General features: G+C 69.9%; 20 protein-coding genes and 1 pseudogene. 11 read left to right on the top strand and 10 right to left on the bottom strand.

Annotated features, from left to right (window positions below):
- The first annotated feature begins 81 nt into the window (after nt 1-81).
- Nucleotides 82-711: a Uma2 family endonuclease gene (locus ID574_RS18170; RefSeq protein ID WP_188190056.1), complete on the top strand. Its 630-nt coding sequence runs from the start codon at nt 82-84 to the stop codon at nt 709-711.
- A gap of 17 nt (nt 712-728) precedes the next feature.
- Here the strand turns inward: ID574_RS18170 and ID574_RS18165 are convergent, their stop codons facing one another.
- The 6 genes from ID574_RS18165 to ID574_RS18140 are packed head-to-tail and all read right to left on the bottom strand — an operon-like array spanning nt 729 to nt 6,952.
- Entirely contained in the window at nt 729-1,580 is an 852-nt protein-coding gene (locus tag ID574_RS18165) for an aldo/keto reductase (protein ID WP_188190307.1), read from the bottom strand.
- A gap of 43 nt (nt 1,581-1,623) precedes the next feature.
- Nucleotides 1,624-2,985 carry a sulfatase family protein gene (locus tag ID574_RS18160; RefSeq protein WP_188190055.1) on the bottom strand — a complete coding sequence of 454 codons (1,362 nt, stop codon included), beginning with the start codon at nt 2,983-2,985 and terminating at the stop codon, nt 1,624-1,626.
- 10 nt (nt 2,986-2,995) lie between these two features.
- Nucleotides 2,996-3,799: a carbohydrate ABC transporter permease gene (locus tag ID574_RS18155; protein ID WP_188190054.1), complete on the bottom strand. Its 804-nt coding sequence runs from the start codon at nt 3,797-3,799 to the stop codon at nt 2,996-2,998.
- Entirely contained in the window at nt 3,799-4,671 is an 873-nt protein-coding gene (locus ID574_RS18150) for a carbohydrate ABC transporter permease (protein ID WP_223166813.1), read from the bottom strand. The genes ID574_RS18155 and ID574_RS18150 overlap by 1 nt, the downstream gene beginning before the upstream one ends.
- Nucleotides 4,668-5,936 carry an ABC transporter substrate-binding protein gene (locus ID574_RS18145; RefSeq protein WP_188190053.1) on the bottom strand — a complete coding sequence of 423 codons (1,269 nt, stop codon included), beginning with the start codon at nt 5,934-5,936 and terminating at the stop codon, nt 4,668-4,670. Before ID574_RS18145 ends, ID574_RS18150 begins: the two co-directional genes overlap by 4 nt.
- Before the next feature lie 14 nt (nt 5,937-5,950).
- A complete protein-coding gene (locus ID574_RS18140; protein WP_188190052.1) occupies nt 5,951-6,952 on the bottom strand; it encodes a LacI family DNA-binding transcriptional regulator in 1,002 nt (333 codons plus the stop codon).
- 258 nt (nt 6,953-7,210) lie between these two features.
- Between ID574_RS18140 and ID574_RS18135 the strand changes: the two genes are divergently transcribed.
- Nucleotides 7,211-8,752, top strand: a complete 1,542-nt coding sequence (locus ID574_RS18135) for a carboxypeptidase-like regulatory domain-containing protein (RefSeq protein ID WP_188190051.1) — start codon at nt 7,211-7,213, stop codon at nt 8,750-8,752.
- A 42-nt stretch (nt 8,753-8,794) separates the two neighbouring features.
- On the opposite strand, the gene ID574_RS18130 is transcribed toward ID574_RS18135, so the two are convergent.
- The gene (locus ID574_RS18130) at nt 8,795-10,177 is read right to left on the bottom strand and encodes a thiamine pyrophosphate-dependent dehydrogenase E1 component subunit alpha (protein WP_188190050.1); all 1,383 of its coding nucleotides are present in this window, start codon (nt 10,175-10,177) and stop codon (nt 8,795-8,797) included.
- Nucleotides 10,178-10,271: 94 nt separating this feature from the next.
- On the opposite strand from ID574_RS18130, the gene ID574_RS18125 reads away from it, so the two are divergent.
- The 6 genes and pseudogenes from ID574_RS18125 to ID574_RS18110 all read left to right on the top strand — a co-directional run bounded on the left by ID574_RS18125 (nt 10,272) and on the right by ID574_RS18110 (nt 14,008).
- Complete coding sequence (locus tag ID574_RS18125; protein WP_188190049.1) at nt 10,272-10,769, top strand: VOC family protein; 498 nt, start codon at nt 10,272-10,274, stop codon at nt 10,767-10,769.
- Nucleotides 10,756-11,346 carry a GntR family transcriptional regulator gene (locus tag ID574_RS18120; RefSeq protein ID WP_223166812.1) on the top strand — a complete coding sequence of 197 codons (591 nt, stop codon included), beginning with the start codon at nt 10,756-10,758 and terminating at the stop codon, nt 11,344-11,346. Before ID574_RS18125 ends, ID574_RS18120 begins: the two co-directional genes overlap by 14 nt.
- Nucleotides 11,347-11,481, top strand: a complete 135-nt coding sequence (locus ID574_RS61605; RefSeq protein ID WP_262496005.1) for a hypothetical protein — start codon at nt 11,347-11,349, stop codon at nt 11,479-11,481.
- Nucleotides 11,478-11,927: a (2Fe-2S)-binding protein gene (locus ID574_RS18115; protein ID WP_188190048.1), complete on the top strand. Its 450-nt coding sequence runs from the start codon at nt 11,478-11,480 to the stop codon at nt 11,925-11,927. Before ID574_RS61605 ends, ID574_RS18115 begins: the two co-directional genes overlap by 4 nt.
- Nucleotides 11,855-12,226, top strand: a pseudogene (locus ID574_RS59770) (molybdopterin cofactor-binding domain-containing protein); the annotation flags it as partial. The gene ID574_RS18115 and the pseudogene ID574_RS59770, both read left to right, overlap by 73 nt.
- Nucleotides 12,200-14,008: a xanthine dehydrogenase family protein molybdopterin-binding subunit gene (locus ID574_RS18110; RefSeq protein ID WP_262496018.1), complete on the top strand. Its 1,809-nt coding sequence runs from the start codon at nt 12,200-12,202 to the stop codon at nt 14,006-14,008. The pseudogene ID574_RS59770 and the gene ID574_RS18110, both read left to right, overlap by 27 nt.
- Before the next feature lie 576 nt (nt 14,009-14,584).
- On the opposite strand, the gene ID574_RS18105 is transcribed toward ID574_RS18110, so the two are convergent.
- The 3 genes from ID574_RS18105 to ID574_RS18095 all read right to left on the bottom strand — a co-directional run bounded on the left by ID574_RS18105 (nt 14,585) and on the right by ID574_RS18095 (nt 18,564).
- Nucleotides 14,585-16,240 carry a glycosyl hydrolase family 18 protein gene (locus ID574_RS18105; protein ID WP_188190047.1) on the bottom strand — a complete coding sequence of 552 codons (1,656 nt, stop codon included), beginning with the start codon at nt 16,238-16,240 and terminating at the stop codon, nt 14,585-14,587.
- A gap of 108 nt (nt 16,241-16,348) precedes the next feature.
- A complete protein-coding gene (locus tag ID574_RS18100) occupies nt 16,349-17,080 on the bottom strand; it encodes an aspartate/glutamate racemase family protein (RefSeq protein WP_188190046.1) in 732 nt (243 codons plus the stop codon).
- Entirely contained in the window at nt 17,077-18,564 is a 1,488-nt protein-coding gene (locus ID574_RS18095; RefSeq protein ID WP_188190045.1) for an NCS1 family nucleobase:cation symporter-1, read from the bottom strand. Before ID574_RS18095 ends, ID574_RS18100 begins: the two co-directional genes overlap by 4 nt.
- A 123-nt stretch (nt 18,565-18,687) precedes the next feature.
- On the opposite strand from ID574_RS18095, the gene ID574_RS18090 reads away from it, so the two are divergent.
- From ID574_RS18090 to ID574_RS18080, 3 genes are all read left to right on the top strand, one after another.
- Nucleotides 18,688-19,311, top strand: coding sequence for a helix-turn-helix domain-containing protein (locus ID574_RS18090; protein WP_188190044.1), 624 nt, complete (start codon nt 18,688-18,690; stop codon nt 19,309-19,311).
- Nucleotides 19,312-19,373: 62 nt separating this feature from the next.
- Nucleotides 19,374-19,721: a luciferase domain-containing protein gene (locus ID574_RS18085; protein ID WP_188190043.1), complete on the top strand. Its 348-nt coding sequence runs from the start codon at nt 19,374-19,376 to the stop codon at nt 19,719-19,721.
- Between the two features lie 391 nt (nt 19,722-20,112).
- Nucleotides 20,113-20,607: a hypothetical protein gene (locus ID574_RS18080; RefSeq protein ID WP_188190042.1), complete on the top strand. Its 495-nt coding sequence runs from the start codon at nt 20,113-20,115 to the stop codon at nt 20,605-20,607.
- Nucleotides 20,608-20,639 lie beyond the last annotated feature (32 nt).

The raw sequence follows: 20,639 nt of genomic DNA, 5'->3' as shown, positions 1-20,639 counted from the left end.
CACCCGGTGTGATCGCGTGAACGCGTATAGCCGTGATGGGGTGCGGCATGCGAGACTCAGCTTATGGAAGGTGGCGAGGACATGAGTGCTCTGCCGAGCGAAGGCTGGCTGGCCGCGCATCCGCCGCCCATGCGTACCGTGCTGTTCCCTCTCGGTCGGGTCACCGGTTACACCGTCGACGACTGGCTCAAGCTGCCCGAATCCGGGGAGCGCATCGAGTTGATCGACGGGAGTTTCCTCGTGAGTCCTGTTCCCATGGGACTGCACGCACTGTGCGCTGGCGGTTTGCGGACGATTCTGCAAGTGGCTGCTAATGCGGTCAGGCCGGATCTCGTGGTGGTGGAGACGGTCAACGTGAGGGTGGGGGAGGAGGACGGGCTCATTCCCGACGTGGCCGTGCTGCCCCGTGACCTGGTCATGTCCCGCATGGTCGTCTTCCCGGCGTCCGAAGTCCTGGCAGTGGTCGAGGTCGTCAGCCCTGGGTCCGGCAACCGCCGACGGGACTACGAGATCAAGCCGCCCAAGTATGCGAAGGCCGGCATCAAGGTCTTCATCAGGGTCGAGCTCGAAGGAGCCGACATTCCGTGTGTTGAGGTCCTCCACCTCGGCCAGGATGGATACGAAGTGATCACCCACGCCAAGGCGGGCGAAACGCTCACGCTGACCGAGCCCTTTCCTGTCTCCTTCGATCCGGCCGAGATCTTGGCCTAGGAGGCCAGTCCGCCGCCCTACCCGCTGGCCAACTCGCTCATCTGCTCGTCCGTCAGTGACACGGTGGAGGCCGCAAGGTTCTCCTCCAGATGGGCGACCGACGAGGTGCCCGGAATCGGCATCATCACCGGCGAGTGCGCCAGCAACCACGCCAGACTGACCTGCGCAGACGTGGCCCCGATGGCCTTGGCGACATGTTCCACCGGACTCCCCGGCGCCGCCAGAGCCCCCTTGGCGATGGGACTGTACGGAATGAACCCGATCCCCTGCCGCTCACAATGCCGCAACACGCCTTCCGAGACCCGGTTGGTCAGGCTGTAGCGATTCTGCACGGTCGCGATCTCCACAATGCCGCGTGACCGTTCCAACTCATCCACGCTCACCTCCGAAAGCCCGATGCTGCCGATCTTGCCCTCCTCCTGGAGCGCCTTGAGCTCACCGAGCTGATCCTCCAGCGGCACCTCCGGATCGATGCGGTGCAGTTGGAGCAGGTCGATCCGCTCGAGCCCGAGCCGCCGCAAACTCATCTCGACCTCCTGCCGCAAGTAGGCCGGCCGCCCCACGGGCACCCACCGCCCCGGCCCTGGCCGCACGAACCCGGCCTTGGTCGCGATCAGAAGCCCCTCCGGGTACGGGTGCAGCGCCTCCCGGATGAGTTCCTCACTGACGTACGGCCCATAGGAGTCCGCGGTGTCGATGAGGTCCACGCCCAGGTCCACGACCCGGCACAACACCCGGAGGGCCTCTTCGTGATCGCGCGGCGGCCCCCAGACCCCGGGGCCGGTGAGACTCATGGCCCCGAACCCGAGACGGTGAACCGCCTTGTCGCCGATGGTGAACGTGCCAGTGGACTCAAGTGATATGGACATACACCCCATCTTCCCCTCGGCCACCGCCGAACGGAAGGCAAGGTCACTTGCGCTGGTGGCCGAAGCGGACCGGCTTGGGGCCGCGGAGGCGGACCTCCGGATCGGGCATCGCCTGGACCCGGCCGGGACGGCCGACCGCCGGCTCGATCACCGGCTCGGCGCCCTCCGCCTCCGCGATCCTCCGCCGCAGGCGCTCCCGCAGCTGCGCCGCCACCTCCGCGTGCGACGGGAACCCGGCCAGATTGACCAGTTCGTGCGGGTCGTTCTCCAGGTCGTACAGCGCCTGCTCGCGGTAGCGGTCGGCGGACGGGTCGTCCCACGGGTGGGCGTGTTCGGCGACCGCGTAGTACTTCCAGCGGGACGTGCGGATGCCGCGGCCCACCTCCGACTCGCTGACCTGGAAGAACACCTCCGAAGGCCAGTCGGCGGCGCGCGGGTCGCGGAGCAGGGGCAGGAACGAACGGCCCTGCATCTCGTCCGGCACCGGCAATCCGGCCGCCTCCAGGAGGGTGGGCGGCAGGTCGATGGTGCTGACCGGGCGGGAGATCGCGCCGCCGCCGTCGAAGCCCGGGCCGCGCAGCGCCAGCGGCACCCGGAGGGAGGCGTCGTGGCAGGAGCGTTTGTACTCGCCGTTGCGGGTCTTGAAGTGGTTGCCGTGGTCGGAGGTGTACGCCACGATCGTGTCGTCCAGCAGGTCCATGCTGCGGAGCGCGTCCAGGAGCCGGCCGAGGCCCTCGTCCAGGCGCTTGACCTGGCCCAGGTAGCCGCCCATGTGCTGGTGGGCGGTGCCGCCGAGGGCGGCCAGGTCGGGTGGCATCCAGGTGCCCTGGTAGCGCTCCTCGTAGCCGTCGGGCGCGGGATAGTTGTCCACCTCGTTCTGGTGGTGGGGCTCCAGGAACGACACGAACAGGTAGAACGGCTCGTCGTGGTGGTCGGCCACGAATCTGATGGCGGCGTCCACGAGGGCGTCGGAGCGGTAGCCGGGCAGCAGGACGGGGTCGTTCGCCTCGTCGTAGACGATGGTGCGATACGCGTCCGAGGTGTGTTCCAGGGCATTTGCGGCGAGCCACGACTGGTAGCCGCCGCGTTCCTCCGGCGGGACCGGTTCGCTGCCGGCCAGGTGCCACTTGCCGATGTAGCCGGTGGCGTAGCCGGCCGCGCCGAAGTGGTGCGCCAGCGTCCGCTCCTCGGGCGGCAGGACGCGGGCGTTGCGGTAGACGCCGGTCGTGGTCGGGTAGCGGCCCGTCTGCAGGGCGGCGCGGGCGGGCGCGCACACCGGCTGGGGGGTGAGCGCGACCGTGGCCTGCGTGCCGAACCTGGCCATCCTTTCGAGGTTGGGCGTGAGCGGGCCGACGGTGTCCCACCGCTGCTGGTCGGTGAAGACGACGATCACGTTCGGACGCAAGAAACGACTCCTATCGAAGGCCGGTCAGGGCGATGCCGCGGACGAAGTAACGCTGGGTGAAGAGGAACAGGACGGCGGTGGGGACGAAGAGGATCACCGAGCCCGCGGCCGTCAGGTGCCACAGCGTGAAGTACTCCTGGTTGAAGAGCGTCAACCCGACCGGGATGGTACGCATCTCCGGCGTCGTGGTGGCGACCAGCGGCCAGAGGAACTCGTTCCACTGGAAGACGAACGTGAACAGCCCCAGCACGGCCAGCGCGGGCCGGGTCTGCGGCAGGATGACGCTCCAGTAGATGCGCAGCTCCGAGGCGCCGTCGATGCGGGCCGCGTGGATCAGGTCGTCGGGGATGGGCTGGATGAACTGCCGCATGAGGAAGATCCCGAACGCGTCCATCAGGAACGGCGTGATGAGCGCCTGGTACGTGTTGAGCCACTGCATGTTGGCCATCAGCACGTACAGCGGGATCATCCGCACGAAGAACGGCACCATGGCCGTGGCCAGCAACGCCACGAACAGCGTGTTGCGCAGCGGGAAGCGGAACTTGGCGAAGACGTACCCGACGAGCGGGTCGAACAGCAGGTGGGCGAGGGTGATGCCGCCCGCCACGACGAGGCTGTTGACGATGAAGTTGCCGAACGGCGCGCGGGTGAACAACTCGGCGTAGTTGCCCCATTGGGGCGCGTCGGGAACGAGCACCGCGTTCGCCGACAGCGTCTCGGCCTCGGTCTGCAGCGACAGCGACACCATGTAGAGCAGCGGCACCACCGTGATGAGGGAGGCCAGCCCGAGCAGCCCGTAGAGAAGGACGCGCATCAGTAGGTGACCTCCCCGCGCCGCCCGGCCCGCAGCTGGACCAGGGTGAACGCGACGATCACGATCAGCAACAGCACCGACTGCGCGGAGGAGTAGCCGAAGTCCCGGGCGCGGAAGGCGACGTTGAAGATGTGGAAGACCGACAGATCTGTGGCGTCGCCGGGCCCGCCGTTGGTGATGATGTACGCCTGCCCGAACGCCTGCAGCCCTGAGATCACCGCCATCACGGACACGAACAACGTCGTCGGCGCCAGCAGCGGCAGGGTGATCCGCCAGAACCGCTTCCAGGCGTCCGCCCCGTCGATCTTGGCGGCTTCCTGGTAGGTCTCGGGGATGCCCTGCAGCCCGGCCAGGAACAGCACCATCGTGTAGCCGACATTCTGCCACAGCGTGACGGCGATGATCGTGAGCAGCGGCGCGGTGTTGAGCCACTGCTGCCCGGGCAGCCCGAGCGCGAGCAGCACCCGGTTGAGCACGCCCAGCTCCGGGTCGAGGATGTTGCGCCACAGCAGCCCGACGATCGCCACCGACGTCAGGTAGGGCACCAGCAGCACCACCCGGAAGGCCACCCGGCCCTTGAGCGGCTGGTCCAGCGCGAGTGCCAGGGCCAGCCCGAGGACGATCGACCCGACCACCACCATGACGGCGAACACGGCCGTGACCAGGAACGAGTGCCGCACCGCCGGATCGGCCAGCGCCTGGGCGTAGTTGCCGAGCCCGGTCCACTGGTCGGCCTGTGGACCGGTGCGGAAGCTCGTGGCGATCACGTTGCCGATGGGCAGGTAGAAGAAGGCCGCGAAGAACAGGATCGCCGGAATGAGGAACAGGTACGCCGTCTGGGCGTAGCGGCCCTGCAGAGTGCGGGGTCTCACGTGAGGAAGCCCTCCGCCGACTTCGCGAACGCGGCGAGTGCCTCGGCGGCCGGCTGGTTCTGGATGAGCACCTGCTGGTACATGACCTTGAGCTGCTCCTCCCACTTGCCGAGCTGCCCGGTGAGCCGCACCTGCTGGCCGTTGTCCTTCGCGGTGGGGAGCGCGTCGGCGAACACCTTGATGACGTCGTCCGACTGCACCTCGGGCAGCTTCGTCCAGGAGACGCGCGGCATGAGCATGCCGGTCTCCTTGGTGACGGCCTGCTCGACCTCGATCGCCGTGATGCGCTTGATGAAGTCCCACGACAGCTCGGGCCTGGCGGCCTTGGCGGGCACGAACATGCTCACCCCGGCCGCCTGGGTGGCCTGCACCTTGTGCTTCAGTGGCGGGGCGACGCCCAGCTCGATGTCGGGACTGGTCTTCCTGATCGGGTCCAGGTCCCAGGGGCCGGTGAGGATCATCGCGGCGCGCTTGGCGGAGAACAGCTTCTGTGGGCCGGAGTAGTCGGTGCCCGACACGGGCACGGGCGCCACCTTGTGCTTGTGGACCAGGTCGGCCTGGAACTGCAGGGCGGCTACCGCGTCCGCCGCCGGCGTCATGACCTTGCCGGTCTGCGGGTCGTAGGGGGTGACGCCGGCCTGGTTCAGCCATGGCCATACGTAGGTGTGGTCCTGGTTGAGCGCGACGCCGTACACGCCGTCCTTGGTCAGCTTCTGGGCGGCGGCCAGGAACTCCTCCCAGGTGGTGGGCACCTCGACCCCGGCCTCCCGCAGCATGGCCTTGTTGTAGAGGAGCGTGTTGCACGTGAAGTGCAGCTGCACGCCGTAGACCTTGCCCTGGTACGAGTTGCGCTCGACCGTCACCGGCTGCCAGTCCGACGGGAAGCCCATCGCCTGGCCGTCGCGGTCGACGAAATCCTGCAGGGGTCGGGCGTTGCCGGAGATCGCGAACTCCTGCACCCATCCGCCGGGCTCCTCGACCAGGTCGGGCACGGTGCCCGAGGCGAAGTCGGCCAGCAGCCTGGTGCGCAGGTCGGGCCACTGGTATTTCTGCAGGTTGACCTTGACCTTGTTGGCCTGCTCGAACTCGGCGATCACCTTGCGATAGGCCTGGTAGTCGTGGCCGGCGTTCCAGTAGATCGTGAACGTGCCGGGAATGGCGGTGTTCTGTGCGGTCGGGGCGCCCGCGCAGGAGGACAGGACGGGAACGGCGGCGGCCGCCCCGGCCAGGCGGAGCAGATCACGGCGGGAGAGAGTGGGGGACATCTCGCATTTCCCTTCTAGGAAGAGCCCCGCCGCACGAAGGTCCAGGATCGGATCATCTCGCGGGCGGGCAGGGCCTCCTCGGCCTGGAGGCGGTCGAACAGCAGCCGTACGACGTCGACGTAGTCGTCCCGGAGCGGGCCGACGGTGCTGAGCGGCGGATTGGTGATGAGACCCTCGGCGATGTTGCCGACGCCGACGACGGCGACGTCGTCCGGCACGCTCAGCCCGGCGTCCCTGGCGGCCCAGATCGCGCTGATCGCGGCCCGGTCGGAGGACGCGAAGATCGCGTCAGGGCGGTCGGGAGAACGCAGCAGGTCGGTGGCGGTCTGGTATGCCGCCACGCGGTCGTCCGCCCCCGCGGTGACGATCCGCTCGCTCACGCCGTGCCGGTCGAGCGCCCGGGTGTAGCCGAGCAGCCTGCCGACCGGCCGGTCCCGGTAGAGCTCGTGGCGATGCGCCAGGAACGCGATGCGCTGCCTGCCCTGCGCCAGCAGGTGCTCGACGGCCTCCTCGCACGCCTCGGTCTCCGGGGTGCGGACGACGTCGCAGCCCTCCAGCCCGCTCTCGTTGCTCAGCACCACCATGGGCAGCCCGGTGGCGGCGAGCCCGCTGAGCAGGTCGTGGGTGAGGTGGTCGCCGACGACGTTGATCAGCGCGCCGTCGGCGATGCCGCCGCGCAGCACGTCGATCGCGGCCTTCGCGCGGGCCTCGGAGTAGACGGCCAGTGTGACCACGGAGTAGCCGCGCGCGTCGGCCATCTCGTGCAGGTCGGCAGCGAGCCGTTCGTCGGTCGGCACGCCGCCGAGCGAGCTCAGCACCAGGCACACCCGCTGGGTGCGGCGCTTGCGCAGGCTTCTCGCGGCCTGGTTGGGCGTGTAGCCGAGCTGCCTCGCGGCGTCGAGCACGCGCTGCCTCGTCTCGGCGGCCACAGGGCGGTCGCGGCCGCTGAGCACGTAGGAGACGGTCGCGACGGAGACGTTCGCGAGCTCGGCCACTTGTCGTGCGGTTGGTCTCATGTTAGTCGAATAACCTACCAATCCCTATGGGAATATAGGGAATCTAGCGGCGATTCATCTCGGTTGATCGGCAGGAGGGAGAGGAGAGCTCACCTCGAAGCGCTCTGTGCTGTTAAACGATTAACACCATATTTCGAACCGGCTCCGCGATCAACCCTCGGTCCCGTGTCCACATCCGGACACATTCGACACGGCGCTTGAAGATCGACTTAGGGTGAGGGCGACCTCATCACACGGGTGGCCCTCAAGGAGGAGTCGATGAGAGCACGACGGGGTTATCTCTCCATGTCGATCGCGTTGTTAGCCATGGCCGCGGGCGCCGCCGTGCCGGCGCCCGCGGCGGCGCTGGAAGGCGAGACCATCACCGGAGTGGTGGTCGACGAGACCGGCGCCCCCGCCCTCGGTGCCCAGGTGCTCGCCGTTGACGCCGAATCAGGCATCGGGCACGGAAGCGCCTCAACGGGCTTCAGGGGCGCCTATACCTTGCGACTGCCGAGAGCCGGCACCTACAAGGTGCGCGTCTATTACCGCGGACGCGTACAGTACGCCTACCAGAAGTCGACCATCGCGGAAGCTGACGTCTTCACGGTCCCCGAGGGCGGGTCGGCGGTCGTCAACGAGCGGCTCCTGACCCCCGGCGCCATCGCGCTCCAGGTGACCGACAAGGCCACGGGGCAGCCGGTCAACGAGGTCTGCGCGAAGGTCTCCGGACCGTCCCAGGCGGAGAAGTGCGGCGCCGAGAACGGCGCGATCGAGCTGGGCGGCCTGGGCGAGGGCGACTACACCGCGACGATCACCTCCTCGGACGGGCTGCACGTCTCCACGGAGATCACGGGACTTGCCGTCCGCCTGGGCGAGACCACGCGGGCCTCAGCGGCTCTGGAGCCGGCCGCCGCCATCACGACCACCGTGCGCGACGCGGTCACCAAGGCGCCGGTGTCCCACGCCTGCGTCATCCCGCTGAAGCTGCGCTTCGGCTCTGCCAAGTCCTACCCGTGCCCGCACAGGAGCGATGCCGAGGGCAAGGTACGCATCGGCGAGCTGCCGGCCGACACCTTCACGCTCCTGGTCGAGCCGGGCGGCTCGTACGGCATCCAGTGGGTCGGCACCAGCGGCGGCACGGGCTCCCAGTACGCTGCCCGCCGCATCACGACCACGCTGGGCCAGGCCGTGGACATCCCGCCCATCGAACTCGACCCGCCGGCCACCATCACGGGCACGATCACCGACAGGACGACGAAGGAGCCCATCCGGCACGGCAACGCCTGCGCGTCCCTCCTGCCCCCCGGCCCCGGCTCGTCCGGCATGGGCGCCCGGTGCGTAGACGACAACGGGATCTACGAGATCACCGGCGTGGGACCGTACGACTGGCCGGTTCTGTTCTCTGACAGCGGCGGGCGCTACGCCTGGACCTGGTCCGGCAACGCCACCGACAGGCAGAGGGCCCGGCCGGTGCGGCCGCGAGTCGGCAGTCCCGCGACGGCCGACATGACGCTGGGCCCGGCCGGCGAGATCACCGGCGCCATCCGCGAGGCTGACGGAACGCCGTACCAGGGGTACGTCTACGTGCGCGCGTTCAACGCCCGCACCGGTGATCTCGCCGCCCCCGAAGGCTTCAACACTCTCGGGACGTACCAGTTGGACGGGCTCAACACGGCGTCCGTCAAGCTGGAGATCAACACCGTCGGCAGATCGATCACGTGGCACCGGACGGCCAAGGACTTCGAGCACGCCACGCCCGTCCTCGGCAGGGCCGGGCGGAGTGTGAACGTCGATCTGACCGTCCCGCCGGCGCCATAGGCGACTCCGTGCCGGGGCCGCCCGCCGCGGCCCCGGCACGGCTCAGGCCAGGATGCGCACGGGATCCTGGAGGAGGGCGAGGAACGCCTTCATCCAAGCGGCGGCGACGGCGCCGTTGGTGCCGCCGTTGAGCCGGTGCACGTCCTCGCCGAGCACGACGATCGACGCGTCCTGGCTCATCCGCCGCGCCATCACCCCGGCGACGGCGTCGACGAACCTCTGCTCGGCCAGCTTCCCCGTGAACGTGACCCGGTCGGCCTGCCGCGCGTCCACGAACTCGCCGAGGTCGCCGCGCACGCCGACGTGGGCGAAGCCCGGATCGGGCCATTCCTCCGGCCTGATCCTGCGTTGTCCTGGCTGGCCGCCCGGAAGGGGTTCGAGCAGGGTGTCGCCGAGGTCGGCCATGAGGTCGTTCGCGCGCCGGGCGGCGGCCTCGAGGCCGGACGGGGAGAGGAGGCCGCGGCGCGCCAGGTGGCCGGACAACTGCTTGATCGGGTCGCGGGCGCGCCACTCTTGCTCCTCCTCCCTGGTCCGGTAGCCGAACGCGCTGCCGGGGAAGGGGCCGTTCTGGTGGAAATATCGGTACACGTCCGCCTCGATGAGCGCCGGCCCGTTCCCCGCCCGCAGGTGCGCGAGCGCCTCCCACATGGCCAGGTGCACGGCCAGCACGTCCATGCCGTCCACCTTCCAGCTCACGACGCCGAACCCGGGGCCGCGGGCCGACAGCCGGGGCTCGCCGGTCGCCTCCTCGACGGTGGTGGAGACGGCGTAGCGGTTGTTCTCGACGAAGAAGCAGAGCGGCAGGCGCCAGGCGGCCGCCAGGTTGAGCGTCTCCAGGGTGGAGCCGATGTTGGCGGCGCCGTCGCCCAGGTACGTCACCGCCACCGCGCCGGTGCCCGCCTGCCGGTGGGCCCACGCCGAGCCCGCGGCGAACGGCACGCCGCCGCCGACGATGGCGTTCGTGCCGATGGCGCCCGCCTCCTTCCAGCGCAGGTGCATGGAGCCGCCGCGGCCGTGGGCGAAGCCCCGGTCCAGGCCGCAGATCTCGGCCAGCGTACGCAGCAGCACCTCGCGGACCTCGGGCGAGAAGTCCCTGGTCGGGTCGATGCCCTTCGGCTCCACGTACGCCAGCGCCTTGGCCAGGAACTGGTGATGCCCCCGGTGCGAGCCGTTGACCGTGTCGCCGGCCGCCAGCGGCAGGATCGAGCCGACCGCGCCGCCCTCCTGTCCGATGCTGGAGTGGGCCGGGCCGTGCACCAGCCCGGCCTTCGCCAGGTCCAGCACGTACTCCTCGAAGGCGCGGATGAGGAGGAGGTGCCCGAGCATGGTGGTCAGCAGCTGGGGGGCCGCCGCGTCCCAGTCTTCCCGGGTGGCGACGACCTCGGCCCAGGGCGCCTGCGGTTCGAGCCGGCGGTGCTGAGGCATTCTTCAGCCTTAACACCATCGGGATCCAAAGACTTTTCCCGGCAATTAGGGCTGACGTAGGCTGTTTTGGATCCAAAGGGAAAGGGTGTGCTGGATGAGTGGACTTCCTGGGCTGAGCCGGGTGGACCACATCGGCTTCACGGTGCCCGATCTGGAGGAGGCCAGGGAGTTCCTGGTCGACGTGCTCGGCTGCGAGTACATGTACTCGCTCGGACCCCTCCGCGACGACGACGGCACGTGGATGGCCGACCACCTCAACGTCAACCCGCGGGCGGTGGTGGAGCGGCTGCACTTCTTCCGCTGCGGCGGGCAGGCGATCTTCGAGGTGTTCCAGTACTCCGCGCCGGGCCAGCATCCCGACGTGCCCAGGAACAGCGACATCGGAGGGCACCACGTGGCCCTGTACGTCGAGGACCTGGACGCCGCGGTGGCCTACCTGCGTGAGCGCGGCGTGCGGGTGCTCGGCGAGCCGACCGCCAGCAAGGGGCCGAGCGAGGGCCAGCGGTGGGTGTACTTCCTCGCGCCGTGGGGGATGCAGTTCGAGCTCGTGTCGTACCCGGGCGGCAAGGCGTTCGACCGTGCGCACGCCTGAGAGCCGCCTGCGTACGTCCGAGAGCCGCGTGCGTAAACCGGACGGGCCCGCGCGCCCGCCCGCGAGCCCCGTGCGCATGCCCGAGAGCCAGCGGGTGGCCGACCACCTGCGCGAGGCCATACTCAGCGGTGCGATCGCGCCCGGCGAGCGGATCAGGCAGGAGGAGCTGGCCGTGCGCCTCGGCGCCAGCCGGCTCCCGGTCCGCGAGGCGCTGCGCATGCTGGAGGCCGAGGGCCTGACCGAGCACCATCCGCACCGGGGCGCCCGCGTCCCGCTGCTCGACCGGCACCAGGTGGACGTGATCTACCAGATGCGCGAGCGGCTCGAACCCCTCGCGCTGGCCGAGAGCATCCCCCATCTGACCGCCGGCGACCACCGCCGCCTGGCGCTGATCCAGGACGAGATCGAGGCGAACACCGACATCGGCGAGTTCCTCGCGCTCGACCGCGAGTTCCACCTGCTGTCCTACTCCGGGTGCGCCATCGAGCAACTGTCGGCCATGGTGGTGCGGATGTGGAACGCCACCCAGCACTACCGTCGTGCGTTCATGCGGTTGACCGGCCCGTCGCGGCGCTAGGTGGTCAACGCCGAGCACCGGCTGCTGCTCGACGCCGTCGAACGGCGCGACGCGGTGGACGCGGAGCGGTGCCTGAGCGGGCACATCCGGCGCACGCGGGTGGAGCTCTCCCAGCATCCCGAGGTGTTCGGATGACCCGGCTGACCGTCAACGGGTGCTCCGTCGAGGTCGGGTGCGATCCCGGCACCCCGCTCCTGGACGTGCTGCGGGGCGAGCTCGGGCTGGTGGGGACACGGTTCGGGTGCGGGGTCGGGCTGTGCGGGGCCTGCTTCGTGCTGCTGGACGGACGGGTGACCGCCTCGTGCGACACGCCGCTGTCGGCGGCCGAGGGGCGTGCGGTGGTGACGGTCGAAGGGCTGGCGCCGGGCGACGAGCTGCATCCGGTGCAGCGCGCCATCCTGGAGGAGCAGGCCGGACAGTGCGGGTACTGCCTGTCGGGCATGCTGATCAGCGCCGCCGCGCTGCTGGCCGCCGAGCCGCGGCCGAGCGAGGAGGCGGTGGTGCGGGCCCTGGACGGCAACCTGTGCCGGTGCGGTGTGCAACGGCGCATCGTGCGCGCGGTGCTGAAGGCGGCCGAATGAGCGTGACCGTGGGGAGCGACGGGCTCATCTCGGTGCGGGCCGGGAAGGTGGAGCTCGGGCAGGGGGTGCTCACCGCGCTGGCCCAGATCGCCGCCGACGCGCTGGGGGCCGATCTGGCGCAGGTGCGGATGCTGCCCGCCCGTACCGGTGACGGGCCTGACGAAGGGTTCACGGCGGGGAGCATGTCGATCGCCCACGCGGGCCCGGCCCTGCGCGCGGACTGCGCTCGCGTCCGCGAGGCGTTCACCGTCGAGGCGGCGCGCCGCTGGGGGGTGCCGCCCGATGCGGTGACGGTGCGGCGGGGCGTGTTCGGCTGCGGCGGCCTGACCGCGACGTACGGGGACCTGGCCGAGGCGGTGCCCCTCGATCGGGAGGAGCCCCCGCCTCCCGGCGCCTTCCCTCACCCGCCGCCACCCGAGCCGGTTGTCGTGGGGGTGAGCGTGCCGCGGCTGGACCTGCCCGACAAGGTCGTGGGGCGGCCCCGATTCGTGCACGACCTCTGCCTGCCCGGCCGGCTCTACGGCCGCGTCCTCCGCCCGCCGTCTCCCGGCGCGCGGCTCGTGCGCCTGCGTCCGCTGGAGGGCGTGCGCGTGGTGCGCGACGGGTCGTTCCTCGGCGTGCTGGGCGAGACCGAGCCGGAGGCCGACCGGGCGCTGGCCCGGCTGCGCAAGGCGGCCGAATGGGAAGAACGCGACACCCTGCCCGACGAGCGCGACCTGCACGCCTACCTCCGCACCGGCCCGCACGAGACCATCGCCGTGCTCACCACCACCGACAACCCGCCCGCCGAGCCCGACACCGGCGGAAGTCCCACGACCGGCGAGCCGCCTGCCGGGACTGTGCACACGGCGACCTACAGCCGCCCCTTCATCGCCCACGCCTCCATCGCTCCCAGCTGCGCGGTCGCCCGCTGGAACGAGCGGGACGGCACGCTGGAGGTCTGGAGCCACACCCAGGGCGTGCATCCCCTGCGCACCGCCCTCGCCCAGGTCCTCGGCCACCCCGCCGACCGGATCGAGGTCCGCCACGTCGAGGGCGCCGGCTGCTACGGCCACAACGGCGCCGACGACGTGGCCCTGGACGCCGCCCTCCTGGCCCGCGCCGCCCCCGGCAGGCCGGTTCAGGTGCGCTGGAGCAGGCAGGACGAGCTGACCTGGGCGCCCTTCGGCTCGGCCATGTCCGCCGACGTGACGGCGGCCGTGGACGCGACCGGCATGGTGTGCTCCTGGGCGTACGACGTGTGGAGCCAGGGCCACGTCTCCCGCCCCGGCCACCGGGGCTTCCCGGGACTGCTCGCCGGAGCCCACCTGGAGCAGCCGTTGACCTACCCGGCAGCCGGCGAACCGTCGCCCGCATCAGGGGGCGGGATGGCACGCAACGCGGTGCCGATCTACGACTTCCCGCACCTGCGGATCACCGGCCACCGGCTGCTGGAAACCCCGATCCGCACGTCGGCGCTGCGCTCGCTAGGGGCGTTCATGAACGTGTTCGCGATCGAGTCGTTCATGGACGAGCTGGCCCTGGCCGCGGACCTGGATCCACTGGCGTACCGGCTGGCCCACCTGAGCGACGAGCGAGGGCGGGAAGTGCTGCGGCGGGCGGCGGACGCGGCCGGCTGGCGCGGCCCCGGCCAGGGCCTCGGCTTCGCCAGGTACAAGGGCAACGGCGCCTACTGCGCGGCCGTGGCGGAGGTGGAGGCCGAGCATCACGTACGGGTGCGCCACCTGACGATCGCCGTCGACGTCGGCCAGGTCGTGAACCCCGACGGAGTGCGCAATCAGATCGAGGGCGGCGCCACCCAGGCGGCGAGCTGGACGCTGAAGGAACGCGTCCGCTTCGACCGGCGCCGGATCACCAGCGGCGACTGGGCGAGCTATCCGATCCTGCGCTTCAGCGAGGCGCCGGAGGTGTCGGTCGAGCTCGTCGAACATCCCGGTACCCCGTCGGTGGGCGCGGGCGAGGCGGCCCAGGGGCCGGTGGCGGCGGCCATCGCGAACGCGGTCGCGTACGCGCTCGGCGTCCGCGTCCGCGACCTTCCCCTCACCCGAGAGGCGGTCCTGGCCGCGATCGAACGGGATTGAGAGCCCTCGTGCCAGCCATTCGAAGGATAGACGGACTCCGGTGATCCGCTCCATCAGCACGAACGCGTGCATGCGCCAGTCGTCCAGCAGCCCTTCATCCGGTACGCGGCCCGCCTCGGCGTCGGCGTATCGCTCGTGGAGATGGAACAGGCCCCTGGAGATGCTCCTCGATGGTCGCGCTCCCGATCAGGCAGATCGCCTCGCCGCCGGAGGAGAGCCGTTCGAGCGCTCGGAAAGCCCGATCGCCGGTGTACTCCATCGCGAGGAACCAGGGGGACTCCTCCCCCAAGAGCAGGTACCCGCCGAATTTGCCCTCGTTCCGCTCGTGGTGATATCGAGCACTTCGACGTCGAGAGCCTGGATCACCTCATCGGCGGAGGCTGCCCGGCACCATGTCATGCAGAGCTCGCCCAGGAGGATATTGCGCTCGATCAGGTCCTTGTGTGATGCGTCCCGATGTCGGTGAACATGCTCCGGCCCTTTCCGTCGGTATCCCGTGGTGCCGGCCCGCGTGTCCGTCGGCCAATGATCGAAAAGGGCCGGCTCGTGGAGAGCCGGCCCTTGCGCTGGGACGTGTCAGCCCAGGCCGTTCTTCATGGCCGTGAGCAGTTCGGCGTTCGTGGTGTCACCGCTGAGCTCCCAGAAGAAGGCGCCGCCGAGGCCCTGGTTCCTGGAGTAGGTCATCTTGCCGCCGATGGTGGCCGGGGTGTCGTAGCTCCACCACTGGCCGCCGCAGTACGCGTACGCGGTCCCCGCGACGGTGCCGGTGGCCGGGCAGCGGGTCTTGAGGACCTTGTAGTCCTCGATGCCCTGCTCGTACGTGCCCGGCGCCGGCCCGGAGGCGGTGCCGCCCGGCGCGGCCTGGGTGACGCCGGTCCAGCCGCGGCCGTAGAAGCCGATGCCGAGCAGCAGCTTGCTCGCCGGGATGCCCTTGCTCTTGAGCTTCTGGATCGCGGCGTCGGAGTGGAAGCCGGCGATCGGGATGCCGGTGTAGGAGGTGAGCGGCGAGTGCGGGGCCGTCGGGCCCTGCGCCGCCCAGGCGCCGAAGTAGTCGTAGGTCATGACGTTGTACCAGTCGACGTACTGGGCGGCGCCGCCGTAGTCGGCCGCGTCGATCTTGCCGCCGTTGGTGCCGTCGGCGGTGATGGCGGCGGTGACCAGGTTGCCGGAGCCGAAGCGGGAGCGCAGTGCCGACATGAGGTTACGGAAGGCGGCCGGGCCGCTGGTGTCGCAGGTGAGGCCGCAGGCGTTCGGGTACTCCCAGTCGATGTCGATGCCGTCGAAGACGTCGGCCCAGCGCGGGTCCTCGACGAGGCGGTAGCAGGACTCGGCGAACGCGGCCGGGTTCTGCGCGGCCTGCGTGAAGCCGCCCGACCAGGTCCAGCCGCCGAAGGAGAACAGCACCTTCAGGTGCGGGTACTTCTTCTTCAGCTTGCGCAGCTGGTTGAAGCTGCCGCGCAGCGCGCCGGCGTCCCACGTGTCGGCCACGCCGTCCACGCTCTCGCCCGCCTGGTAGAAGCGGTCGTAGTCGGCGTACGCGTCGCCGATCGTGCACTGGCCGTTCTGCACGTTGCCGAAGGCGTAGTTGATGTGCGTCAGCTTGGCCGCCGAGCCGCTGACGTCGATGTTCTTGACGTGGTATCCGCGCTGGTAGACGCCCCACTGGACGAAGTAGCCGAGAACCTTGTTCCCGCCGCCTCCGCCGCCCGTGGTCGTGGCGGTGACGCCGTTGCTGTTGGCGGAGCGGTTGCCGGCGGCGTCGCGGGCGCGGACGGTGTAGGTGTAAGAGGTGTTCGCGGTCAGGCCCGTGTCGGTGTGCGACGTGCCGGTCACGGTGGCGATCAGCGTGCCGCCGCGGTAGACCTCGTAGCCGGTGACGGCGACGTTGTCGGTGGAGGCGTTCCAGGCCAGCGCGACGCTGGTGCTGGTGACACCGGTCGAGCGGAAGCCGCCGGGGACGGTCGGCGGGCTGGTGTCGGTGCCGCCGCCGGTCGTGGCCTTCCACAGGGCGGGCACGTTCGGGGGCTCCCAGCCGGGCTGGGAGGTGTGGGCCTGGAGGCACTCGTACTCGACGCCGTTGTACGTGACGCGGGCGCCCGTCGCGTACGCCGTCCACGGCGCCCAGTCGGCGAAGACGACCGAGGCCGCGCCGTAGGCGGTGGGCGGGGCGGCGACGGCGGCGGTGAGGGGCAGCGCTAAGGCCGCCAGGCAGGCAAGGACCTTGTGTCTCATGATGCTCCGACATCCGGTTGGGGGGTGTACGGGGGTGGGATGCCAGGAAACTATTAGGAAAGTTTCCTTTTAGTTATGAGACGACGTTAGTCCTTACCTGCGGTCGCGTCAATATGTGAAATCGCTGAGCAAACCGGAGTACCGCTTCTTCGGCGGCGGGGCGTACTCGCCGCGCTTGCTCGTCCGCAGCCCCAGCGCCACCAGCGACTCCACGAGCTTGGTCGCCGCGGTCACCCCGTCGATCACCGGGACCCCCGTCTCGTCCGCCACCTCGGCGGCGAAGTCGGCCATGCCCGCGCACCCCAGCACGACCGCGTCGCACCGGTCGCGCTCGACGGCGGTGACGCACAGCTCGGTCACGGTCTTGCGCGCGGCCGGGTCGCGGTCGAGGTCCAGGACCGGGATGTCGCAGGCGTGCACGCCGCGGCAGGCCGCAGCGAAGCCGTAGCGGTGGGCGAGGTCCCATGCCCTGCCGGCGGTCCTGGACAGGGTCGTCACCACGCTGAAGCTCCGCCCCAGCAGCGTGGCGGCGTGCATGGCGGCCTCCGCGATGCCGATCACCGGGCCCACGGCCACCTCACGGGCCGCGTCCAGGCCGGGGTCGCCGAAGCACGCGATCACGTACCCGTCCACCCCCGCGCGCTCACCCGCCGCGACCTCGGCCAGCACGCCCGGCACGGCCAGCGCCTCGTCGTAGTGGCTCTCGATCGACTCCGGGCCCATGGCGGGGCTGACCGTCGTGACGACGGTCGACGGGGACGCCACCGCCCTGGCGCAGCGACCGATGGACGCGGTCATGGCCAGGGCGGTGTTCGGGTTGATCACTTTGATGTGCGTCATGCCGCTACGGTGATCCGGGGGGAGCGGCGCTCCAGGACGATCAGCGCCACGAAGCCGAGCCCGCAGCCGATGAACCAGCTGTAGTCGGCGATCCAGGTCAGGCCGCCGGTCGTGACGCCCAGGTCGATGAGCATCTTCGGCACGATCGCGGCGGCGACGGCGGGGACGCCGGCGGCGACGGTGGCCCAGATCGCGTTGGGGTTGTAGCCCTTGCTGAACCAGTAACGTCCGGACTGGTCCATCGTGAACATGGCGTCCACGTCCACCCGCTGCCGCGCGCAGATGTAGTAGCCCGCGATCAGGATGCCGAACAGCGGCCCGATGAGCGCGCCGAGCAGGCCCAGCGTGTAGTGGATGGCGTCGGGGTTGCTGTACCAGTTCCACGGCGTGAGCACCACGGAGCCGACCGCGGCGATCATGCCGCCGGCACGCCAGCTGATCTTCTGAGGGCTCACGTTCGAGAAGTCGAACGCCGGCGAGATGAAGTTGGCCACGATGTTGATGCCCACGGTCGCGATCACGAACGTGAGGCCGCCGAGCAGGATCGCGAACGGCGTGTCGATGCGCTGCACCGTGTGGATGGGGTCGGTGATGAGCTCGCCGAACACCGGCACGGTGGCCGACGCCGTGATCACCGTCAGGATGGAGAAGAACAGGAAGTTGATCGGCAGACCGAGGAGGTTCCCGCGCTTGACCGCCTCGAAGGAGCGCCCGTATCTCGAGAAGTCGCCGAAGTTCAGCATCGGTCCGGAGAAGTACGACACCACCAGGGCGATCGCGCTGAGCATGACCGGGATCGACTCGGCGAACCCGAGGCTCTTGCCCGACAGGTCCAGGCTGATGTTCTCCCAGCCCGCCTTGCTCACCAGGTAGACCGCCATCACCACCATGACCACGTAGACGGCCGGTCCCGCCCAGTCCACGAACCGCTTGATCGCCTCCATGCCGCGCCAGAACACGGCCGCCTGGGCGACCCAGAGGATGGCGTAGCAGATGTAGCCGAGCACCGACAGGCCGAGGAAGGCCGGCTCGTTCAGCGCGGCCGTGGCCGGCCAGAACTTGAGGAAGATGATGATGAGCGCCTGTGAGGCCAGGTACGTCTGCACGCCGTACCACGCGATCGCGATGGAGCCGCGCACGATGGCGGGGATGTTCGCGCCCAGTACGCCGAAGACGGCCCGGTTGATCACCGGGTACGGCACGCCGGTGACCTGGCTCGGCTTGGCCACCAGGTTGCAGAAGATCTGGACGATGACGATGCCGGCCACCAGCGCGAACAACACCTGCCAGCTCGCCAGGCCGAGCGCGAAGAGGCTGCCGGCCGTCACGTAGCCGCCGACGCTGTGCACGTCGGACATCCAGAAGGCGAAGATGTTGTACGACGACCAGGTCTGCTTCTTCAGCGGCGCGAGGTCCTCGTTGGTGAGTCGGGGGTCGTAGGACGCGGGCGGGGCTTCCGCGATCGACGCGGTCGGTTCGGACATTGCGGCATCCTTGGGGGGTAGGTTTTTACGCGAACGGGGTGTTAAGTGGTGGCTTAACGGTTGGCGTAAACCTATGCCTTAACATGACGTGCGTCTATTGCGTCCGTGTTAATTCCTTTTGACATGACACCTGGTGTGGAGGCCATGGAGAGCCGGACGGACCTGGAAGCGATCAGCAACGAGCGCCTCGGCCAGCGGCTCCGCGAGCTCCGCACCCGCTCGGGCAAGTCGTTACGCGCGGTGGCGCGCGAGCTCGGCATCTCGGCCAGCGCCGTGTCCCAGATCGAGCGCGGGGCGATGCGGCCGTCCGTGAGCAGGCTCATCGCGTACGTCTCGGCCATCGGCGCGCCGCTCGCGGCGGTCTTCGACCCGGAGGAGGAGCAGCCCCACGACGACCCCGCCGTGCCGGGCTTCGCGATCAGGCGGGCGTGGGAGGTCGCGCCGATAGAGCTCAGCGGGGGAGTGACGTTCCGCAGGCTGTCGCCGGTGCCGGCGCCGGACGTGGAGTTCTTCGAGTCGACCTACCCGCCGAACGCCATCTCCACCGCCCACGGGCAGTTCCTCAAGCACGAGGGGTACGAGGTCGGCACGGTCACCCAGGGCGAGCTGACGATCGAGTTCGAATCCGAGGTCGTCGCCCTGGCCAAAGGCGACTCGATCACCTTCCCGTGCAGCCGCCCGCACATCATCGGCAACCGCTCCGAAACCGAGACCGCCGTCGCGACCTGGCTCATCGTGCACCGGTGAGGTTCATAACGGTTGCGGAACGGTCGGTGACGCAACGGCCAACCGTAGCGCAGCATTGAGGTGTGGCAGGAATTACCGTCTGGCGACGGGCGGCTGAACGCCGCGGACCCTATGTGGCCCGCGCGGTGGCCGAGCTGCGGTCCTGGCCGGCGCTGGCGGTCAGCGACACCCGGCGTGGCACGGCGTTCGCCGTACACGGCACGGAGATCCTGCGGCTGACGGGCGGCGACGACGTCCAGGTTCGCCTCACCGCCCCGGCGATCGACCGGCTGGGGCCCCACCTGCTCGACTGCGACCAGGTGCAGGCCTGTCGAGACGGCGCGTGGGTGGTCGTCCACGTGGACGCGGCCCCCGACCTCGACCTGCTGCTCGCCCTGACGAGCGTGGCCATCAAGGAACACGTGGCCTGACGCCCGCCGCAGGGCCGCCCGTCCCCTCGCCGGCGGAGAGACGCCTCCGCAACGCGGACTCGCCATCGCCCAGAAGCCGCCCGCGCATGAGCGCGCCGCCAGGCACCGCATTTCGCACGATCGCCCTCCCCGCACCTCTCGACGTCCCATGAGGCGCTGTGGCGGTCGCATGGAGAGCGTTCTTGGTGGCGAGAAGCCCTGAAATGGACCAGAACGGGCTAGGAGGGTGCGCGGTGGCAGAGGGCGGGAGGGGCCCGGCCGAGGGTTTGATCGTTTGCCCCCGGTCTGTCGGTGGCTTCGGGTAAGTTCCCGGATCATTGATCAGCCGTTCGCGATGGGCGCGGGCACTCCGGCCTGCCCACGAGCGGCTGGGGCGGGAGGTTCTGAAGTCGTGGACGCGGACAAAGCCGCGTGGGAACAACGCAGCGTGGTGCGGGTCGTGGCGCCCGTCGAGCCGCGCAAGCTGGCGAAGGTGCCGTTCGTCGAATTAGCCGACGGCCGGCTGCAGGGCGTCGTGTCGAGCGGATCGGACATCGAACGGGTCTACGTCTCGTCGATCAGCGCCGGCACCCTCGCGATGAGCTGCAGCACCAACAACAACCGGCCGTGCGGCGGACTGGGCGGCTACTACGCGTGCAAACACGTGAGCATGCTCGCCGACGAGGCGGTCCTGCAGTACGGCCTCGACCGGGTGGCCCGCTACCTGCGGATCGAGGTGGCGGAAGACCGCTCCCTGTCGCACTACCTCGAGGGGCCGGTCGAGCGCACACCGGCGGCCGTGGTGTTCAGCCGGTTCCTGCGCCACCTTGCCTACCTGGAGGTGCCCGACAGCACCGAGCCGCTGGCCGAGCTGCACTGGTTCCCGGCGATGGGAGCGGTGCGCTGATGTCCGGACATGCGATGTGCGGGGTGGTGAGC

This window comes from Nonomuraea sp. SYSU D8015, assembly GCF_008065375.1.
GTDB lineage: Bacteria > Actinomycetota > Actinomycetes > Streptosporangiales > Streptosporangiaceae > Nonomuraea.
Note: the sequence above shows the minus strand (reverse complement) of the source record. Positions and strands in the feature narration are given on the sequence as shown.

Excerpts from the sequence above, each read along its gene's own strand:
- ID574_RS18140 (WP_188190052.1), bottom strand. The coding sequence starts at position 6,952 with ATGAGACCAACCGCACGACAAGTGGCCGAGCTCGCGAACGTCTCCGTC.
- ID574_RS18115 (WP_188190048.1), top strand. The coding sequence starts at position 11,478 with ATGACCCGGCTGACCGTCAACGGGTGCTCCGTCGAGGTCGGGTGCGAT.
- ID574_RS18170 (WP_188190056.1), top strand. The coding sequence starts at position 82 with ATGAGTGCTCTGCCGAGCGAAGGCTGGCTGGCCGCGCATCCGCCGCCC.
- ID574_RS18125 (WP_188190049.1), top strand. The coding sequence starts at position 10,272 with ATGAGTGGACTTCCTGGGCTGAGCCGGGTGGACCACATCGGCTTCACG.
- ID574_RS18135 (WP_188190051.1), top strand. The coding sequence starts at position 7,211 with ATGAGAGCACGACGGGGTTATCTCTCCATGTCGATCGCGTTGTTAGCC.
- ID574_RS18155 (WP_188190054.1), bottom strand. The coding sequence starts at position 3,799 with ATGCGCGTCCTTCTCTACGGGCTGCTCGGGCTGGCCTCCCTCATCACG.
- ID574_RS18105 (WP_188190047.1), bottom strand. The coding sequence starts at position 16,240 with ATGAGACACAAGGTCCTTGCCTGCCTGGCGGCCTTAGCGCTGCCCCTC.
- ID574_RS18090 (WP_188190044.1), top strand. The coding sequence starts at position 18,688 with ATGACACCTGGTGTGGAGGCCATGGAGAGCCGGACGGACCTGGAAGCG.
- ID574_RS18100 (WP_188190046.1), bottom strand. The coding sequence starts at position 17,080 with ATGACGCACATCAAAGTGATCAACCCGAACACCGCCCTGGCCATGACC.
- ID574_RS18130 (WP_188190050.1), bottom strand. The coding sequence starts at position 10,177 with ATGCCTCAGCACCGCCGGCTCGAACCGCAGGCGCCCTGGGCCGAGGTC.
- ID574_RS18095 (WP_188190045.1), bottom strand. The coding sequence starts at position 18,564 with ATGTCCGAACCGACCGCGTCGATCGCGGAAGCCCCGCCCGCGTCCTAC.
- ID574_RS18145 (WP_188190053.1), bottom strand. The coding sequence starts at position 5,936 with ATGTCCCCCACTCTCTCCCGCCGTGATCTGCTCCGCCTGGCCGGGGCG.
- ID574_RS18165 (WP_188190307.1), bottom strand. The coding sequence starts at position 1,580 with ATGTCCATATCACTTGAGTCCACTGGCACGTTCACCATCGGCGACAAG.